At 71.8% G+C, this 15020-nt stretch carries 14 protein-coding genes; 6 read left to right on the top strand and 8 right to left on the bottom strand.

The features are described from left to right. Positions 1-254 precede the first annotated feature (254 nt). The 3 genes from ABTX60_RS03950 to ABTX60_RS03940 all read left to right on the top strand — a co-directional run bounded on the left by ABTX60_RS03950 (position 255) and on the right by ABTX60_RS03940 (position 3064). Positions 255-953, top strand: a complete 699-nt coding sequence (locus tag ABTX60_RS03950; protein WP_352095485.1) for an SDR family NAD(P)-dependent oxidoreductase — start codon at positions 255-257, stop codon at positions 951-953. Further along, positions 950-1993 (top strand): S-adenosylmethionine:tRNA ribosyltransferase-isomerase, encoded by a 1044-nt coding sequence (locus tag ABTX60_RS03945; RefSeq protein WP_352095484.1) that lies wholly within the window; start codon positions 950-952, stop codon positions 1991-1993. The genes ABTX60_RS03950 and ABTX60_RS03945 overlap by 4 nt, the downstream gene beginning before the upstream one ends. A gap of 342 nt (positions 1994-2335) precedes the next feature. Then, entirely contained in the window at positions 2336-3064 is a 729-nt protein-coding gene (locus tag ABTX60_RS03940) for a transglycosylase SLT domain-containing protein (RefSeq protein WP_352095483.1), read from the top strand. A 109-nt stretch (positions 3065-3173) separates the two neighbouring features. Here ABTX60_RS03940 and ABTX60_RS03935 read toward each other — a convergent pair whose 3' ends face one another. Further along, a complete protein-coding gene (locus ABTX60_RS03935) occupies positions 3174-5687 on the bottom strand; it encodes an ABC transporter ATP-binding protein/permease (RefSeq protein ID WP_352095482.1) in 2514 nt (837 codons plus the stop codon). Positions 5688-5927: 240 nt separating this feature from the next. On the opposite strand from ABTX60_RS03935, the gene ABTX60_RS03930 reads away from it, so the two are divergent. Together ABTX60_RS03930 and serB are read left to right on the top strand one after the other, a co-directional pair. Then, positions 5928-7940, top strand: coding sequence for a streptophobe family protein (locus ABTX60_RS03930; RefSeq protein WP_352095481.1), 2013 nt, complete (start codon positions 5928-5930; stop codon positions 7938-7940). Between the two features lie 129 nt (positions 7941-8069). After that, entirely contained in the window at positions 8070-9296 is a 1227-nt protein-coding gene (serB, locus tag ABTX60_RS03925) for a phosphoserine phosphatase SerB (protein WP_352095480.1), read from the top strand. Positions 9297-9385: 89 nt separating this feature from the next. Here serB and ABTX60_RS03920 read toward each other — a convergent pair whose 3' ends face one another. From ABTX60_RS03920 to ABTX60_RS03905, 4 genes are all read right to left on the bottom strand, one after another. Next, entirely contained in the window at positions 9386-9904 is a 519-nt protein-coding gene (locus ABTX60_RS03920; protein WP_352095479.1) for a SixA phosphatase family protein, read from the bottom strand. 65 nt (positions 9905-9969) lie between these two features. Continuing rightward, positions 9970-10176, bottom strand: a complete 207-nt coding sequence (locus tag ABTX60_RS03915) for a hypothetical protein (protein WP_352095478.1) — start codon at positions 10174-10176, stop codon at positions 9970-9972. A 164-nt stretch (positions 10177-10340) separates the two neighbouring features. Beyond that, positions 10341-10457 (bottom strand): SGM_5486 family transporter-associated protein, encoded by a 117-nt coding sequence (locus ABTX60_RS03910; protein WP_097215821.1) that lies wholly within the window; start codon positions 10455-10457, stop codon positions 10341-10343. Between the two features lie 68 nt (positions 10458-10525). Next, positions 10526-11866: a CynX/NimT family MFS transporter gene (locus ABTX60_RS03905; protein WP_352095477.1), complete on the bottom strand. Its 1341-nt coding sequence runs from the start codon at positions 11864-11866 to the stop codon at positions 10526-10528. 70 nt (positions 11867-11936) lie between these two features. On the opposite strand from ABTX60_RS03905, the gene ABTX60_RS03900 reads away from it, so the two are divergent. Continuing rightward, on the top strand, positions 11937-12629 hold the full coding sequence (locus ABTX60_RS03900; protein ID WP_352095476.1) for a FadR/GntR family transcriptional regulator: 693 nt from the start codon (positions 11937-11939) through the stop codon (positions 12627-12629). Between the two features lie 202 nt (positions 12630-12831). Here ABTX60_RS03900 and ABTX60_RS03895 read toward each other — a convergent pair whose 3' ends face one another. The 3 genes from ABTX60_RS03895 to fabG all read right to left on the bottom strand — a co-directional run bounded on the left by ABTX60_RS03895 (position 12832) and on the right by fabG (position 14836). Beyond that, on the bottom strand, positions 12832-13182 hold the full coding sequence (locus tag ABTX60_RS03895) for a hypothetical protein (protein ID WP_352095475.1): 351 nt from the start codon (positions 13180-13182) through the stop codon (positions 12832-12834). A gap of 161 nt (positions 13183-13343) precedes the next feature. After that, a complete protein-coding gene (fabI, locus tag ABTX60_RS03890; protein ID WP_352095474.1) occupies positions 13344-14111 on the bottom strand; it encodes an enoyl-ACP reductase FabI in 768 nt (255 codons plus the stop codon). A 5-nt stretch (positions 14112-14116) separates the two neighbouring features. Then, on the bottom strand, positions 14117-14836 hold the full coding sequence (gene fabG, locus ABTX60_RS03885) for a 3-oxoacyl-[acyl-carrier-protein] reductase (RefSeq protein WP_352095473.1): 720 nt from the start codon (positions 14834-14836) through the stop codon (positions 14117-14119). Positions 14837-15020 lie beyond the last annotated feature (184 nt).

Here is a 15020-nt window from a genome sequence, read left to right as displayed (position 1 = left end):
TGCGGTGAAGTCCTAGACACCTCCACCACACCGGAGGTCTTCGCCATGATCAAGCCCGGCCGGCGTTAACAACGCTCGTGATCAATACACCTAGGTCGCGGGGCCGAGAGGCGGGACGCAGAGATCTGGGTCCCGGGGCGTCGGGCCCGTGGCGTAGGGCGAAGGGACCCGGTGGAGTGCGGCCCGCGTCCGAGGCGGCCCGGGCGGTCCCGTTCCTAGGTTGAGGGCACGCGATCACGACGAGGGAGCTGATCATGCCGGTTGCGATCATCACCGGGGCCTCGAAGGGCCTGGGGCGTGCCCTGGCCGAGGCCCTGGCCGGGCGGGGCTGGGACCTGGTGCTCGACGCCAGGGGTGCCGAGGCGCTGGCGGACGCCGCCGGAGCCGTCTCCGCGCACGGGACGCGGGTGGCCGCCCTGCCCGGGGACGTCACGGACGCCGCTCACCGGGCGGAGCTGGTGGCGGCGGCCTGGCGGCTGGGCGGTGTCGACCTGCTGGTGCACAACGCGAGCGCGCTGGGTGCCGAGCCGCTGGTCAGGCTCGAGAAGCTGACCCTGGAGGGGCTGCGCCGGGCGCTGGAGGTGAACCTGGTGGCGGGGCTGGGCCTGGTTCAGGAGGCGCTGCCGTTGCTGCGGGCCTCGCGAGCGGGCGCCGTCGTCGCCGTCAGCTCGGACGCGGCCGCCGAGGCGTACGAGACCTGGGGCGGTTACGGGGCGTCCAAGGCGGCCCTGGACCATCTGGTGGCCGTCCTCGCCGTGGAGGAGCCGGGGCTGCGGGTCTGGGCGGTGGATCCCGGGGACATGGCCACGGAGCTGTACGCGGCGGCCGTGCCGGACGACCCGGAGCCGCGGCCGGAGCCGGTGGCTGTGGTGCCGGGCTTCCTGCGGCTGCTGGACGAGCGTCCGGCGAGCGGGCGGTACGGGGCTCCTGCGCTGCTGTACGGGGCCCGATGACCCTGAGGGTGCGGGTGCCGGAGGAGCTGTCGGCGCGGGTGCCGGTCGAGCAGCGGGGCCCGGGGCTGGAGCGGGACGCCGTACGGATGCTGGTGTCGCGGGGTGCCGAGGTGGCGCATCACACGTTCAGGGAGCTGCCGCGGCTGTTGCGGGCCGGGGACCTGCTCGTGGTCAACACCTCGGCCACACTGGCGGCGGCCGTGGACGGACGGACCGGGCACGCGCGCGTGGTGGTGCATTTCTCCACCCGGGGGGACGACGGCCGCTGGGCGGTGGAACTGCGGGAGCCCGACGGGCGGGGCACCACGCGCGCGCGTGCGGGTGGGCCTGCGGGGAGGGAGGTGTGCCTGCCGGGGGGTGTGCGGCTGGTACTGGAGGAGCCGCTGAGCGGGCGGAGCGAGCGGCTGTGGTGGGCCCGGGTGTCGGGGGCCGGGGTGCCAGGGCTGCTGCGGGAGCACGGGCGGCCCGTTCGCTACGCCTACACGGAGCGGGACCAGCCGCTGTCCGTCTACCAGACGGTGTTCGCGCTGCCGTCGGCGGACGGGACGGGCAGCGCGGAGATGCCGAGTGCGGCGCGGCCCTTCACGGCACGGCTGGTGGCGGAGCTGGTGAGCCGGGGGGTGCAGTTCGCGCCCATCACCCTGCACACGGGGGTGGCCTCGGCGGAGGTGCACGAGCCGCCCTACCCGGAGCGGTTCGCGGTGCCCGGGGCGTCCGCGCGGCTGATCAACGCCGCGAGGGCCGGTGGGGGCCGGGTCGTGGCGGTGGGGACGACCGCGGTGCGGGCGGTGGAGTCGGCGGCGGGTGCCGACGGAGCCGTACGCGCGCGTGCGGGGTGGACGGACCTCGTCGTCACGCCCGAGCGCGGGGTGCGGGTGGTGGACGGGCTGCTGACCGGGCTGCACGAGCCGGAGACCTCGCATCTGCTGATGCTGGAGGCGGTCGCGGGGCGGGCGGCGATCGAGCGGGGGTACGAGGCCGCACTGCAAGGGCGCTATCTGTGGCACGAGTTCGGGGACGTGCACCTCGTGCTGCCCTGAAAGGGCCTCACACAGAGCATCGCTTGTGCAACGCGTCGTAAGTCTGATCTAGGGGCGATGTGAGCCCTCGCATAGGACCCAGGTCACGTACGAAAGTGCGTAGGAGACAAAGCCCCACCTTTTGAGCGGCGCATACAGTCCAATCTGTCCCGATTTGACACTCCCTGATCCACTATCTCCTTTCGTACGTCACACCTTTGCCACGCCATTTTGCGGCCGCTAAGAATTGCTGACGTCGCTCAGCGCCGTGGGTTCACCTCCGCGGCGTTCGTGTCGGAAACACACCGAGTCCAACGCCGGACGCCGAGCGACTCCCGCGCTATTCGAAGAGGTCCACGCAGCATGCCCAAGAACATCTTCAGCCGTGTTCAGAGTCGTAGCCTGACCCGTCACCACAAGATCGCCATGGCGGGTGTCGCCACCCTCGGCGCCGCCGCCATCGGGTTCTCCGCGGTGCCGAGCGGTGCCTCGACCAAGACCACGACCGAGGCCGCTCAGCCGGCTGCGGTGGCGTACAGCACCCAGCAGATCAAGGACGTCAAGGCGAGCGTCACGGACCAGATGGCCGGCGCCAGCCTGAAGGCCGAGCAGCTCGCGGCGAAGAAGAAGGCCGACGCCGCGGCCGCCGCCAAGAAGAAGGCCGCCGCCGAGGCGGCGAAGAAGAAGGCCGAGGCCGCACGCCAGGCCAAGGAGGCCGCGAGCCGCGCCGCCAAGCGCGCCGAGGCCAAGAAGGCCGCCGTCAAGACCTACCCGAACAACCTCGACGGCTGGATCCGCGAGTCGCTCGCCATCCTGAAGAAGCACGACATCCCGGCGTCCTACGACGGCATCCACCGCAACATCATCCGTGAGTCCTCGGGTAACCCGAAGGCGATCAACAACTGGGACATCAACGCCATCAACGGCATCCCGTCGAAGGGTCTGCTCCAGGTCATCCCGCCGACCTTCAAGACCTGGCACGTCCCCGGCACCTCCTGGGACATCTACGACCCGGTCGCCAACATCACCGCCGCCTGCAACTACGCGGCCGACAAGTACGGCTCGATGGACAACGTCAACAGCGCGTACTGAGGCCGGCGCGGACCTCTGCTCGCTGTACGGAACGCCGAAGGGCGGCACCCTCCTGACGAGGTGCCGCCCTTCGGGCGTCGTGTGCGGGCGTCGTGTCGCAGCGCGGCGGCTACTTGCGCATGACCTCGGGCTCGTGGCGGCGCAGGAAGCGGGCCACGAAGAAGCCGCAGATCACGCCGAGGACGAGGAGCGCGCCCATGTCCATCGCCCAGGCCCCGACCGTGTGCTCCCACAGCGGGTCGGTGTCGCCGGCGGTCTCCGGCGGGCTGATCTTGTTGAAGTCCAGCGTGGCGCCGGCGGCGGCGACCGCCCAGCGCGACGGCATCAGGAACGAGAACTGGTTGACGCCGATCGAGCCGTGCAGGGCGAACAGGCAGCCGGTGAAGACGACCTGGATGATGGCGAACATCACCAGCAGCGGCATGGTCTTCTCCGCGGTCTTCACCAGCGAGGAGATGATCAGGCCGAACATCATCGAGGTGAAGCCCAGCGCCATGATCGGGATGGAAAGCTCGACGAGAGTCGCGTTGCCGAGGACCAGACCCTCCTCGGGGATCTCGCGGCTGGAGAAGCCGATGACGCCGACGAGCAGGCCCTGGAGCACGGTGATCATGCCGAGCACGAACACCTTGGACATCAGGTACGCCGAGCGTGAGAGGCCGGTCGCGCGCTCCCGCTCGTAGATGACCCGTTCCTTGATCAGCTCTCGGACCGAGTTCGCCGCACCGGCGAAGCAGGCGCCGACCGCGAGGATCAGCAGGACCGTGGTCGCCGTGCCGTTCGGGATGATCCGGCCGGTCTGCGGGTTGGCCGGGTTCGGCAGCAGGCCCCGGTCGGCGTCGATGAGCAGACTGACCGCGCCGAGCACGGCCGGCAGGATCACCATCAGGGCCAGGAAACCCTTGTCGGAGGCGATCACCGAGACGTAACGCCGGACGAGCGTCACGAACTGGGACATCCAGCCCTGCGGCTTCGGCGGCTTCATCGCCTGCATCGGCGGAACCTGTACGGACTGCGGCGCGACGGCGTCGATGTCCGCGGCGTACATCTGGTAGTGCTGCGAGCCCTTCCAGCGGCCCGCCCAGTCGTAGTCGCGGTAGTTCTCGAAGGCGGAGAAGACATCGGCCCAGGTGTCGTAGCCGAAGAAGTTCAGCGCCTCGTCCGGCGGGCCGAAGTAGGCGACCGAGCCGCCCGGCGCCATCACCAGCAGCTTGTCGCAGATCGCCAGCTCGGCCACCGAGTGGGTGACGACCAGGACCGTACGGCCGTCGTCGGCCAGGCCGCGCAGCAGCTGCATGACGTCGCGGTCCATGCCCGGGTCGAGGCCGGAGGTCGGCTCGTCCAGGAAGATCAGCGACGGCTTGGTGAGCAGCTCCAGGGCGACCGAGACGCGCTTGCGCTGGCCGCCGGACAGGGACGTGACCTTCTTGTCCTTGTGGATGTCGAGCTTGAGCTCGCGCAGCACCTCGTCGATGCGGGCCTCACGCTCGGCGCCCGTGGTGTCCGCGGGGAAGCGCAGCTTGGCCGCGTACTTGAGGGCCTTCTTGACGGTCAGCTCCTTGTGCAGGATGTCGTCCTGCGGGACCAGACCGATGCGCTGGCGCAGCTCGGCGAACTGCTTGTAGAGGTTCCTGTTGTCGTACAGCACCTCGCCCTGGTTGGCGGGGCGGTAGCCGGTGAGCGCCTTGAGCAGGGTCGACTTGCCGGAGCCGGACGGGCCGATGACCGCGATCAGCGACTTCTCCGGGACGCCGAAGGAGACGTCCTTGAGGATCTGCTTGCCGCCGTCGACCGTGACGGTCAGGTGGCGGGCGGAGAAGGACACCTCACCGGTGTCGACGAACTCCTCGAGCCGGTCGCCGACGATGCGGAACGTCGAGTGACCGACGCCGACGACATCGGCCGGGCCGAGCAGTTGCGAGCCGCCCTTGGCGATCGGCTGGCCGTTGACGTACGTGCCGTTGTGGGAGCCGAGGTCGCGGATCTCCATGCGCCCGTCGGGCGTCGCGTGGAACTCGGCGTGGTGCCGGGAGACCTGCAGGTCGGAGACGACCAGCTCGTTCTCCAGGGCACGGCCGATGCGCATCACGCGGCCGAGGGAGAACTGGTGGAACGTGGTCGGGCTGCGGTCGCCGTGGACCGGCGGCGCCCCCGCGGCGCCGCCGGAGCCCTGCTGCTGCGGGATGTGCGCGGCGGCCTGCTGCGGCTGCTGCCAGCCGGCCTGGGGGGCCTGCTGCTGGGCCGGAGCCTGCTGGCCCCAGCCGGGGTTCGCGCCCTGCGCGGCGTACGGCTGCTGCTGGGGCTGGGCCTGCGGCGTGGCGACGGAGGCCGCGGCGCCGGACAGGTTCAGGCGCGGTCCGTCGGTCGCGTTACCCAGGTTGACGGCCGAGCCGGCGCCGAGCTCCATCTGATGGATGCGCTGGCCCTGCACGAATGTGCCGTTGGTGCTGCCGTGGTCCTCGATGACCCAACTGCGGCCGTTGAAGCTGACCGTGGCGTGACGCCAGGAGACCCTGGCGTCGTCGAAGACGACGTCCCCCTGCGGATCACGTCCGAGGGTGTATGCCCTGGACGGATCGAGCGTCCAGGTACGTCCGTTTGATTCCAGTACGAGTTCCGGCACTCCAGCCCCACTGAGTTGTCCCCCGAGTTACCCCCGACATGGGGAGTCTAGGGATGTCGAACATCGGGGGGAACTATTTCAGTAGCGGCCCTCTGACCGAAAGTCGGGCCTTGTGAAGACCGCGTTCGGACGCCTCGGCCGATTCCGTTGACGGGGTTGAAACCGGGCCGGAGAGTGGTATTTCGACGCGAGGGGGACATGCGTGGTGTTCCCGTCGCGCAGCGGATCGGGGGGTCTGCCATGAGTGCTGCCGCAGGTGTCGGGACGGCGAAGGGTTACACGCGCGTGCCGTGGGGGGACGTGCTGATGTCCGCCGTCGCCGCGGTGAGCTGGGCGTTGATCGGGATGGCGGGGACGGCGGCGCTGGGACTGCGACTGCTCCAGGCGGACACCGCGGGGTCGTTGGGACCGATGACCGCTGCGGTCGTGGCCCTCGGGGCGGGTGGTTCCGTCACGCCGTCCGGTGACGTGTCGGTGTTCGGCCTGTCGGGTGCCGAGGCGGACACGGCCATCGAGATCACGCCACTGGGCGTGAGCCTGGTCGGGGCGGTGCTGCTGTCGTGGTTCTTCCTGCGGTCCCTGCGGGGGGCGGGAGTTGTGATCGCACCGTCCGAACTGCTCGCGCGGGCGGGGGCGGTGGTGGTGCTGTTCGTGGCGATGCTGGGCGGACTGGCCTGGGCGGGGCACGACGTCATCACCATCGACGGGGGGTCGCTGGGGCTGGACGACGTCACCGGCGGGAGCGGGAGCGTGGAGGTCCCGGGGCTCGGGGACATCGGGGGGCTGCTGCCGGACCGGCTCGGGGACCTGGTCGGCGCGCGGGCCGCGGTCGGGTTCACGGTCGACACCGCCCCGACGCTGCTCGGCGGGTTCGGCTGGTCGGCCGGGATCCTCCTCGTCGCGCTGCTGGCCTCGCGCCGTACGCCGTTGCCGCAGGGCTGGGAGGCCGTGCACCGGGTCGTGCGGCCGGCCGTGTCCGCGCTGGTGACCGTGCTGCTGGTGGCGGTGGCGGCGGGTTGCGCTGCGGCGGTGTACGCGGCGGTCGGCGACGACCATCCCCGGCGCATCGCGGGTGCGGCGCTGCTCGGGGCGCCGAACGGGGTGTGGCTGGGGGTGTCGCTCGGCTTGTTCGTGCCGTGGGACGGTCGCGCGACGGGTGAGCTGACCCGGTTCCTGCCCGACCCCTTGGACGATCTGCTCGGCGCCGGGTCCGGCCGGTCGGTGACGCTGGGCCGGCTGGCCGAGCTGGACGGTCGGGTGTGGTTGCTGACGGTGGCGGCGGCGCTGCTGATGCTGCTGGCGGGCGTACTGGCGGGGGTGCGGACGCCGGTCGGGGCGGGGGACGGCGGCCTTGGTTTCGCGGGGCGGTGTGCGCTGCGGCTGGGTGTCGTGACCGCGCTCGCCCTGCCGCTGCCGGCCTGGCTCACGGAGGTCTCCGTGACCGCGTCCCTGTCCGTGCTCGGCTTCGACGCGTTCGGCGCGGGCATCGACCTGCACGGCCACCTCGGCAGGGCCCTGCTGCTGGGCGGGGTCTGGGGCGCGGGGACCGGGGCGGCCGGGGCGTTGCTCGCGTGGGGGTGCGGGGCTGCGGGGCGCAGGGCCACGGCGTCGGCTCGGGGGGAGGTGGCCGGGGCCGGTGGGGCAGCGGGGCTGCCGGGCACGGAGTGGGCCGGACACGGGGCCCGGGCCGGGGAGGCCGGGCGCGAGGCCGGGGCCGGGCAGGCCGGGCGCGAGGCCGGGGCCGGGCAGGCGGACGCCTGGGGTGTCTCCGGGGCGGCAGGCCGAAGCGGTGGGCACGGCCACGGGCGGGCGGGGGCCGGTGACACGGTGGGGCCCGGATACGACGCCGGGAGCGGGCCGCCCGGGGGGCGCGGCGAGGGGGCGCCGCAGGGTACGGAGGCCGGGCCGTACGCACCCGGTACGCCGTACCGGCCGCCCAACCCCGGCACCAACCCCTACCTCCGGGTTCCGGACGGGCTGCGCGAGCCGGAGGACGCACGGCCTCCCGGGACGGAGCGGCCCTCCGGCGCCGCGCCCGGGGACGGGTACGACGCGGTCCGGGACGACGAGCCCCCCGCACCGGGCGACCTCTACAGCGCCCCCACCGTCGTACGGCCTGCCGGGCCGCCCCCGCGTGGCCCGCGGCAGTCGCCCGGGCCGCGCAACGGGAACGGGCCGCCCGCGCGTCCGGACGACGGTCCGCCGCCGCCCCCGTCTCCCCCGCCGCCGCGGAAACCGCGGGGCGGGAGGTGACTGGTGAAGGCGCCGGGCACCGTACCGGTGCGCAGGATTCACGTCGTCCACGCGACATCCGGTGTTCGCTGTCCGCCAGACGGACCTCGGGGGCGGTGGGTGCCGCACGCCGGATACGGTGGAACCACCATGAGCGCTTCACAGACCTCGTCTTCCGACGTCCCTGCCGACGTCCCCACCCTCCTTGTGAAGATCTTCGGCAAGGACCGGCCGGGCATCACCGCCGGCCTCTTCGACACCCTCGCCGCCTACTCCGTCGACGTCGTCGACATCGAGCAGGTCGTCACCCGTGGCCGGATGGTGCTGTGCGCGCTCGTGACCGAGCCGCCCCCGGGCATCGAGGGAGATCTGCGGGCGACCGTCCACAGCTGGGCCGAGTCGATGAAGATGCAGGCGGAGATCATCTCCGGCCTCGGCGACAACCGGCCGCGCGGCCTGGGCCGCTCCCTGGTCACCGTTCTCGGGCACCCGCTCACCGCCGAGGCGACGGCCGCGATCGCCGCGCGGATCACCGCGACCGGCGGCAACATCGACCGTATCTTCCGGCTTGCCAAATACCCCGTCACCGCCGTCGAGTTCGCCGTATCCGGCGTGGAGACGGAGCCGCTGCGCACCGCCCTGATGACCGATGCCGCGCGGCTCGGCATCGACGTCGCGGTCGTCGCCGCCGGGCTGTACCGGCGCGCGCAGCGCCTGGTCGTCATGGACGTCGACTCGACGCTCATCCAGGACGAGGTCATCGAGCTGTTCGCCGCGCACGCCGGCTGCGAGGACGAGGTCGCCGAGGTGACGGCGGCCGCGATGCGCGGGGAACTGGACTTCGAACAGTCCCTGCACGCGCGCGTGGCGCTGCTGGAAGGGCTGGACGCCTCGGTCGTGGACAAGGTGCGCAGCGAGGTGCGGCTGACGCCGGGCGCCCGCACCCTGATCCGTACGCTGAAGCGGCTCGGCTACCAAGTCGGCGTCGTGTCGGGTGGATTCACCCAGGTCACGGACGATCTGAAGGAGCGGCTCGGGCTGGACTTCGCCCACGCCAACACCTTGGAGATCGTCGACGGCAGGCTCACGGGCAAGGTCACCGGCGAGATCGTCGACCGCGCGGGCAAGGCCCGGCTGTTGCGCCGGTTCGCGGCGGAGGCGGGCGTGCCGCTGTCGCAGACGGTGGCGATCGGTGACGGCGCCAACGATCTGGACATGCTCAACGCGGCGGGGCTCGGTGTCGCCTTCAACGCCAAGCCGGTGGTGCGCGAGGCCGCGCACGCCGCGGTGAACTTCCCCTTCCTGGACACGGTCCTGTATTTGCTGGGGGTCACGCGGGAGGAGGTCGAGGCGGCGGACACCCTCGACATCGTCTGATCCGCCCTCTCGACACCGTCGATCCGACCAGAGGGGCCCGGCGCCGGTGCGGCGCCGGGCCCCTCTGTCACGCGGTCACACGGAAGTCGTCACTCGGCCGGTGCCCAGTAGTCCCGCAGCGTGGCCGCGCCCGGCTCCAGGCTCTTCCACGCGCCCCCGAACGACAGCACGGCGAAGGCGGCGGCCGGGAACCCGCGGCGGGTCATGCGCTCCCTGGCGTCGTCCTCGCCCGAGCCCGCCAGGATGTCGGCGAGTCCCTGGATGCCCGGGTTGTGCCCGATCATGAGGACGTTCTGCGCGTCGTCGGGAGTCTCGTTGAGCAGCGCGATCAGCTCGCCCGGCGAGGCCTCGTAGATCCGCTCCTCGTAGACGGTTTTCGGCCGCTGCGGGAACTCCTGGACGGCGAGCTTCCAGGTCTCCCGGGTCCGGACCGCGGTGGAACACAGCGCCAGGTCGAAGGCGATTCCGGTGTCGGTCAGCCTGCGCCCGGCCTCCGCCGCGTCCATTCGGCCCCGGTCGGCGAGGGGACGCTCGTGATCGGTGACCTGTGGCCAGTCGGCTTTCGCATGGCGGAAGAGGACAATCCTGCGGGATTCTGCGACGCTCATGAGATCCAGCTTCGCATGAAACACGCCACCTGGCGCAGGGAGTTGACCACCGGCTTCGGCCGTGATCAGCGGGCTGTCAGCTGCTGGATGCGCTCGAAGAGGTGGCTGATCACGGGCTCACCGGCGGCCGCGTGCGCGTCGGACGGGTTCAGGATCAGGGCGAGCAGTGCGGCGAAGGCGAGCACGGGCAGGGCGAGAGCCCACCAGGGCAGCCGGCCGGCGGCACCGGCCCGGGTCGCCGGGTGGGGCCGGGTGTGCGTAGGGGCCGACATGGTGCCTCCGCTCTTCGAGTGGTCGGTGACCGTCTCGCGGTCACACCCTTGAAGTTACGGAGTCAGTGGCCGCCGGCCCATCCGGTGATCCACCCACTTGACCCTGACCCTCACCCCCTAGGGGACAGGGGGGTTACCCCCACCAAGGGCCGCGCGAGCGCCTCTCATGGTGAGGCGATGGTCGCGATGACGGCGATGACGATGAAGATCGCGAAGAAGGCGCCGAACACGAGCAGCATCTTCTTCTGACCGTGCTGGGGATTCGGGTCGAGCACTGGCATGGGAAAAGTGTCCCACCCCCCGTGCGTGCCGGATGCCGCGGGGTGACCCCCTCCCCCGGGGGCGTGGCTCAGCGGGCCGCCTCGTCCTCCACCGTGCGGTCACGGCCGGCCAGGAAGCCGACGGCCATCTGCGGGATCATCAGGGCGCTCATCAGCGCGATCGGCAGGCCCCAGCCGCCGCTGTGCTGGTAGAGGACGCCCACCAGGAGCGGTCCGGGGATGGAGATCAGGTAGCCGGTGCTCTGCGCGAACGCCGACAGCCGGACCACGCCGGGGCCGGTCCTGGCCCGCATGCCGACCATGGTCAGGGCGAGCGGGAAGGCGCAGTTGGCGACGCCGAGCAGCAGCGCCCAGGCCCATGCGCCGGCTGCGGGCGCGAGGTACAGCCCGGCATAGCCGGCGAGGCCGCACAGCCCCAGGGCGAGCACGATCGGGCCCTGGTGGGGCAGCCGGGTCGCCAGGCGGGGTATGACGAAGGCGAGGGGCACGCCCATCACCATGGTGACCGCAAGGAGTAGCCCCGCGGTGCCGGCGGGCACACCGGCGTCCCGGAAGATCTGCGCCATCCAGCCCATGGTGGTGTAGGCGGCGGTGGCCTGAAGCCCGAAGAAGACGGCCAGGGCCCAGGCGGTCCGGCTCCGTGCCATGCGCAGCGGGGGCGCCTCGTGCGCGTGTTCCGTAGCGGCCGGAGCCGGGCTCTGCGTCGGCGCCGCCGTCTGTGCGGCCTTCTCCGCCCCGGGTGGCGTGAGGCGGCCCCGGACGAAGGGCAGCCACGGCAGGACGGCCGCCACGGCGAGCCCGGCCCACAGGGCCAGGCCGGTCTGCCAGCGGCCGCCGAGGGCGTCGGTCAGAGGCACCGTGACCGCGGCCGCGAGGGCCGTGCCGAGGGCGAGGGCCATCGAGTACAGGCCGGTCATGGAACCCACACGGTCGGGGAAGAAACGCTTGACTATGACTGGCATCAGGACGTTGCTGACCGCGATGCCCATGAGGGCCAGGGCGCTCCCGGCCAGGAAGCCGGGCGTGCCGCCCGCGAACGGGCGTATCAGCAGGCCGGTGGCGATGGCGGCCATGCCGGCGCACACCACCGCGCCGGACCCGAAGCGGCGGGCGAGCCGCGGGGCCATGACGCCGAAGACGGCGAAGCACAGCGGCGGCACCGAGGTGAGGAGCCCGGCCACGCTGCCGCTCATGCCGAGCCCGTCGCGGACCTCCTCCAGGAGGGCGCCGAGGCTGGTGATGGCGGGACGGAGGTTCAGCGCGGACAGCACGATGCCAAGGACGAGCAGTCGCATCGGCCACGCGCGCGGGGAGGCGTCGCCCGGTGACCCGGGCTCGTGCGCGGCCGAGCCGCGTACGGTCGGGGGTGTCGTCGTCCGGGTTTCCTCACGAGGCATGAGACCCATCATAGAATCATAGGATGATTGACTGTCCACTCTCCGGCTGCCCCCGGGCGCCCCGGTCGTGCGAAGGTGTGCCATGCCCCTGAGCCATCCCCGTCGCTCCGCCCTGCCCGAGCAGGTCATCGCCGCGCTGCGGGCCCAGATCACCTCGGGCGAGTGGCCGGTCGGCTCGCGGATCCCGACCGAGCCGGAACTGGTCGAGCAGCTCGGCGTCGCCCGCAACACGGTCCGTGAGGCCGTCCGCGCCCTGTCGCACAACGGTCTGCTGGACATCCGCCAGGGTTCCGGCACGTACGTCGTGGCGACGAGCGAGCTGGCGGGCGTGATGCAGCGGCGGTTCGCCGAGGCCGACCCCCGGCACATCGCCGAGCTGCGCTCCACGCTGGAGTCGGCCGCCGCCCGGCTGGCCGCCGAGCGGCGTACGGAGAAGGACCTCAAGCAGCTCGGCGCACTGCTGCGGCGGCGCGAGGAGGCCTGGGAGTCGGGCGACAAGGAGGCGTTCGTGACCGCGGACGCGACCTTCCACCTGGCCGTCGTGTCGGCCTCCCACAACGACGTCATGACGGCCATGTACGCGGACCTGGGCGAGGTGCTGCGGGACTGGCTGCGCGAGGACGTCGGCGAGAGGCTGACGCCGGAGACGTACATGGACCACGGGCGGCTGCTGGAGGCGATCCGCGCGGGCGAGGCGGACACGGCCGCCACGGAGGCCGCCCGCTACCCGTTCCTGTGCCGCCTGAGCGGGATCAACTCCGCCGCCGGTGACTGATCCGGCCCGGGCCGGATCAGCTGCCCCGTGGGTGACTGATGCCACCCGGGCCGGATCCCCCCGCCGGTGACTGATGCGGCCGGGCCGGATCAGCTGCCCCGTGGGTGACTGATGCCACCCGGGCCGGATCCCCCCGCCGGTGACTGATGCGGCCGGGCCGGATCAGTCACCCCGGGGGGTGACTGATGCCGCCCTCCCGGGCTCAGCTCCCCCGCCGGTGACCGACCCACACGTCGCCGACCTCTTTCCAGCACCGTCCCGTCAGCCGCACCGTCTGCGCGGGACCCGCCTCGATCGGCGAGCTGTCGGTGTCGATGTCCCACCAGCGGGCGCACTCCACGTGCAGGCTCACACGGTCGGGCTCCGGGTAGGGGTTGTGGCAGTACGCGGTCGCCCTGGAGCCGGTCACACGGATCCGGCACGCGGCGCCGAAGGGGTCCGCGGACTCGCGCTCGCCGACGGGCACGCGCGCGTGGGGCACCGCCTCGTACGCCAGGGTCAGCACGAGCGCGACGGCGAAGGACACTGAGGCCGTTCGGCGGGACAAGCGCACAAGGGGACCTCCTCGGCCGTGCTGGGGAGGGGCTCGCGTGGTGAGCGCGTACTCAACAGTGCCTGGCTGGGGGCCTCACCCGCCCGGTCGGCTGAGCCGAACGGGTGACGCCCCGCTCCCCGCGCGCTGCGGGAACCGGGGCGTCGGGGACGTGCGGGAGATCAGGCTCCGATGGCGTGCAGACCGCCGTCGACGTGGACGATCTCGCCGGTGGTCTTCGGGAACCAGTCGCTCAGCAGGGCGACGACACCGCGCCCGGCCGGCTCGGGGTCCTTGAGGTCCCACTCCAGCGGGGAGCGGTCGTCCCACACGGAGGCCAGCTCGCTGAAGCCCGGGATGGACTTGGCGGCCATGGAGCCGAGCGGCCCCGCCGAGACGAGGTTGCAGCGGATGTTCTGCTTGCCCAGATCGCGGGCCATGTAGCGGCTGGTCGCCTCCAGGGCCGCCTTGGCCGGGCCCATCCAGTCGTACTGCGGCCAGGCGAACTGCGCGTCGAACGTCAGACCGACGACCGAGCCGCCGTTCTGCATCAGCGGCAGGCAGGCCATGGTGAGCGACTTCAGGGAGTACGCCGAGACGTGCATGGCCGTGGCGACCGACTCGAACGGCGTGTTGAGGAAGTTGCCGCCGAGGGCGTCCTGGGGGGCGAAGCCGATGGAGTGCACGACACCGTCGAGACCGCCGAGCTCCTCGCCGACCACGTCGGCCAGCCGCGCGAGGTGCTCGTCATTGGTGACGTCGAGCTCGATGACCTTGGTGGGCTTCGGGAGCTTCTTGGCGATGCGCTCGGTCAGCGTGGGCCGGGGGAAGGCGGTGAGGATGACCTCGGCGCCCTGCTCCTGGGCCAGCTTCGCGGTGTGGAAGGCGATGGACGCCTCGGTCAGCACACCGGTGATCAGGATGCGCTTGCCCTCGAGAATTCCGCTCATGGTGATCAGTGACCCATTCCCAGTCCGCCGTCTACGGGGATGACGGCTCCAGTGATGTACGAGGCGTCGTCGGAGGCGAGGAAGCGCACCGTCGCGGCGACCTCCTCGGGCTGGGCGTACCGACCGAGCGGGACCTGCTTCACGATGTTCTCGCGCTGCTCGTCGGTGAGCGCCTTGGTCATGTCCGTGTCGACGAAGCCGGGTGCGACGACGTTGAAGGTGAGGTTGCGCGAGCCCAGCTCTCGGGCGAGGGAGCGCGCGAAGCCGACCAGGGCGGCCTTGGAGGCGGCGTAGTTCGCCTGGCCGGGACCGCCGTAGAGACCCACGACCGACGAGATCAGGACCACGCGGCCCTTCTTGGCGCGCAGCATGCCGCGGTTGGCGCGCTTGACGACGCGGAAGGTGCCGGTGAGGTTGGTGTCGATGACCGAGGTGAAGTCCTCCTCGGACATGCGCATCAGGAGCTGGTCCTTGGTGATGCCGGCGTTGGCGACGAGCACCTCGACGGGGCCGTGCGCCTCCTCGATCTCCTTGTAGGCCTGCTCCACCTGCTCGGCGTCGGTGATGTCGCACCTGACGGCCAGGCAGCCCAGGTCCGTCAGGGCGGCCGGCGGCTCACCCGAGCGGTACGTGATGGCGACCTTGTCGCCGGCATCGGCGAAAGCGCGGGCGATGGCGAGGCCGATGCCCCGGTTGCCTCCGGTGACGAGAACCGAGCGGCTCAACGGATCACCCTTTCGATAGCGGTCTGAATACCCCGCCCGGGCGCCTGGACGACAGGCGGTGATGACAGGCGGCTTCCTCGAAAACCTATCGGTCCCGGCAGGCCGGCGGACAATCGGGCACCGACAGTGGCGTAGGGGACTACCTGTCGGGTCCCTACAGAAAGCCGCGAACCCGGCTCGGGAA

Source organism: Streptomyces sp. NPDC126510 (assembly GCF_040302345.1).
Classification (GTDB): Bacteria; Actinomycetota; Actinomycetes; order Streptomycetales; family Streptomycetaceae; genus Streptomyces.
Note: the sequence above shows the minus strand (reverse complement) of the source record. Positions and strands in the feature narration are given on the sequence as shown.

What these genes read in the sequence shown, in the direction of transcription:
- ABTX60_RS03945 (WP_352095484.1), top strand. Translation starts at nt 950, where the DNA reads ATGACCCTGAGGGTGCGGGTGCCGGAGGAGCTGTCGGCGCGGGTGCCG.
- ABTX60_RS03920 (WP_352095479.1), bottom strand. Translation starts at nt 9,904, where the DNA reads ATGAGCGTCGCAGAATCCCGCAGGATTGTCCTCTTCCGCCATGCGAAA.
- ABTX60_RS03905 (WP_352095477.1), bottom strand. Translation starts at nt 11,866, where the DNA reads ATGATGGGTCTCATGCCTCGTGAGGAAACCCGGACGACGACACCCCCG.
- ABTX60_RS03900 (WP_352095476.1), top strand. Translation starts at nt 11,937, where the DNA reads ATGCCCCTGAGCCATCCCCGTCGCTCCGCCCTGCCCGAGCAGGTCATC.
- fabI (WP_352095474.1), bottom strand. Translation starts at nt 14,111, where the DNA reads ATGAGCGGAATTCTCGAGGGCAAGCGCATCCTGATCACCGGTGTGCTG.
- ABTX60_RS03940 (WP_352095483.1), top strand. Translation starts at nt 2,336, where the DNA reads ATGCCCAAGAACATCTTCAGCCGTGTTCAGAGTCGTAGCCTGACCCGT.
- ABTX60_RS03915 (WP_352095478.1), bottom strand. Translation starts at nt 10,176, where the DNA reads ATGTCGGCCCCTACGCACACCCGGCCCCACCCGGCGACCCGGGCCGGT.
- ABTX60_RS03950 (WP_352095485.1), top strand. Translation starts at nt 255, where the DNA reads ATGCCGGTTGCGATCATCACCGGGGCCTCGAAGGGCCTGGGGCGTGCC.
- serB (WP_352095480.1), top strand. Translation starts at nt 8,070, where the DNA reads ATGAGCGCTTCACAGACCTCGTCTTCCGACGTCCCTGCCGACGTCCCC.
- ABTX60_RS03910 (WP_097215821.1), bottom strand. Translation starts at nt 10,457, where the DNA reads ATGCCAGTGCTCGACCCGAATCCCCAGCACGGTCAGAAGAAGATGCTG.
- ABTX60_RS03930 (WP_352095481.1), top strand. Translation starts at nt 5,928, where the DNA reads ATGAGTGCTGCCGCAGGTGTCGGGACGGCGAAGGGTTACACGCGCGTG.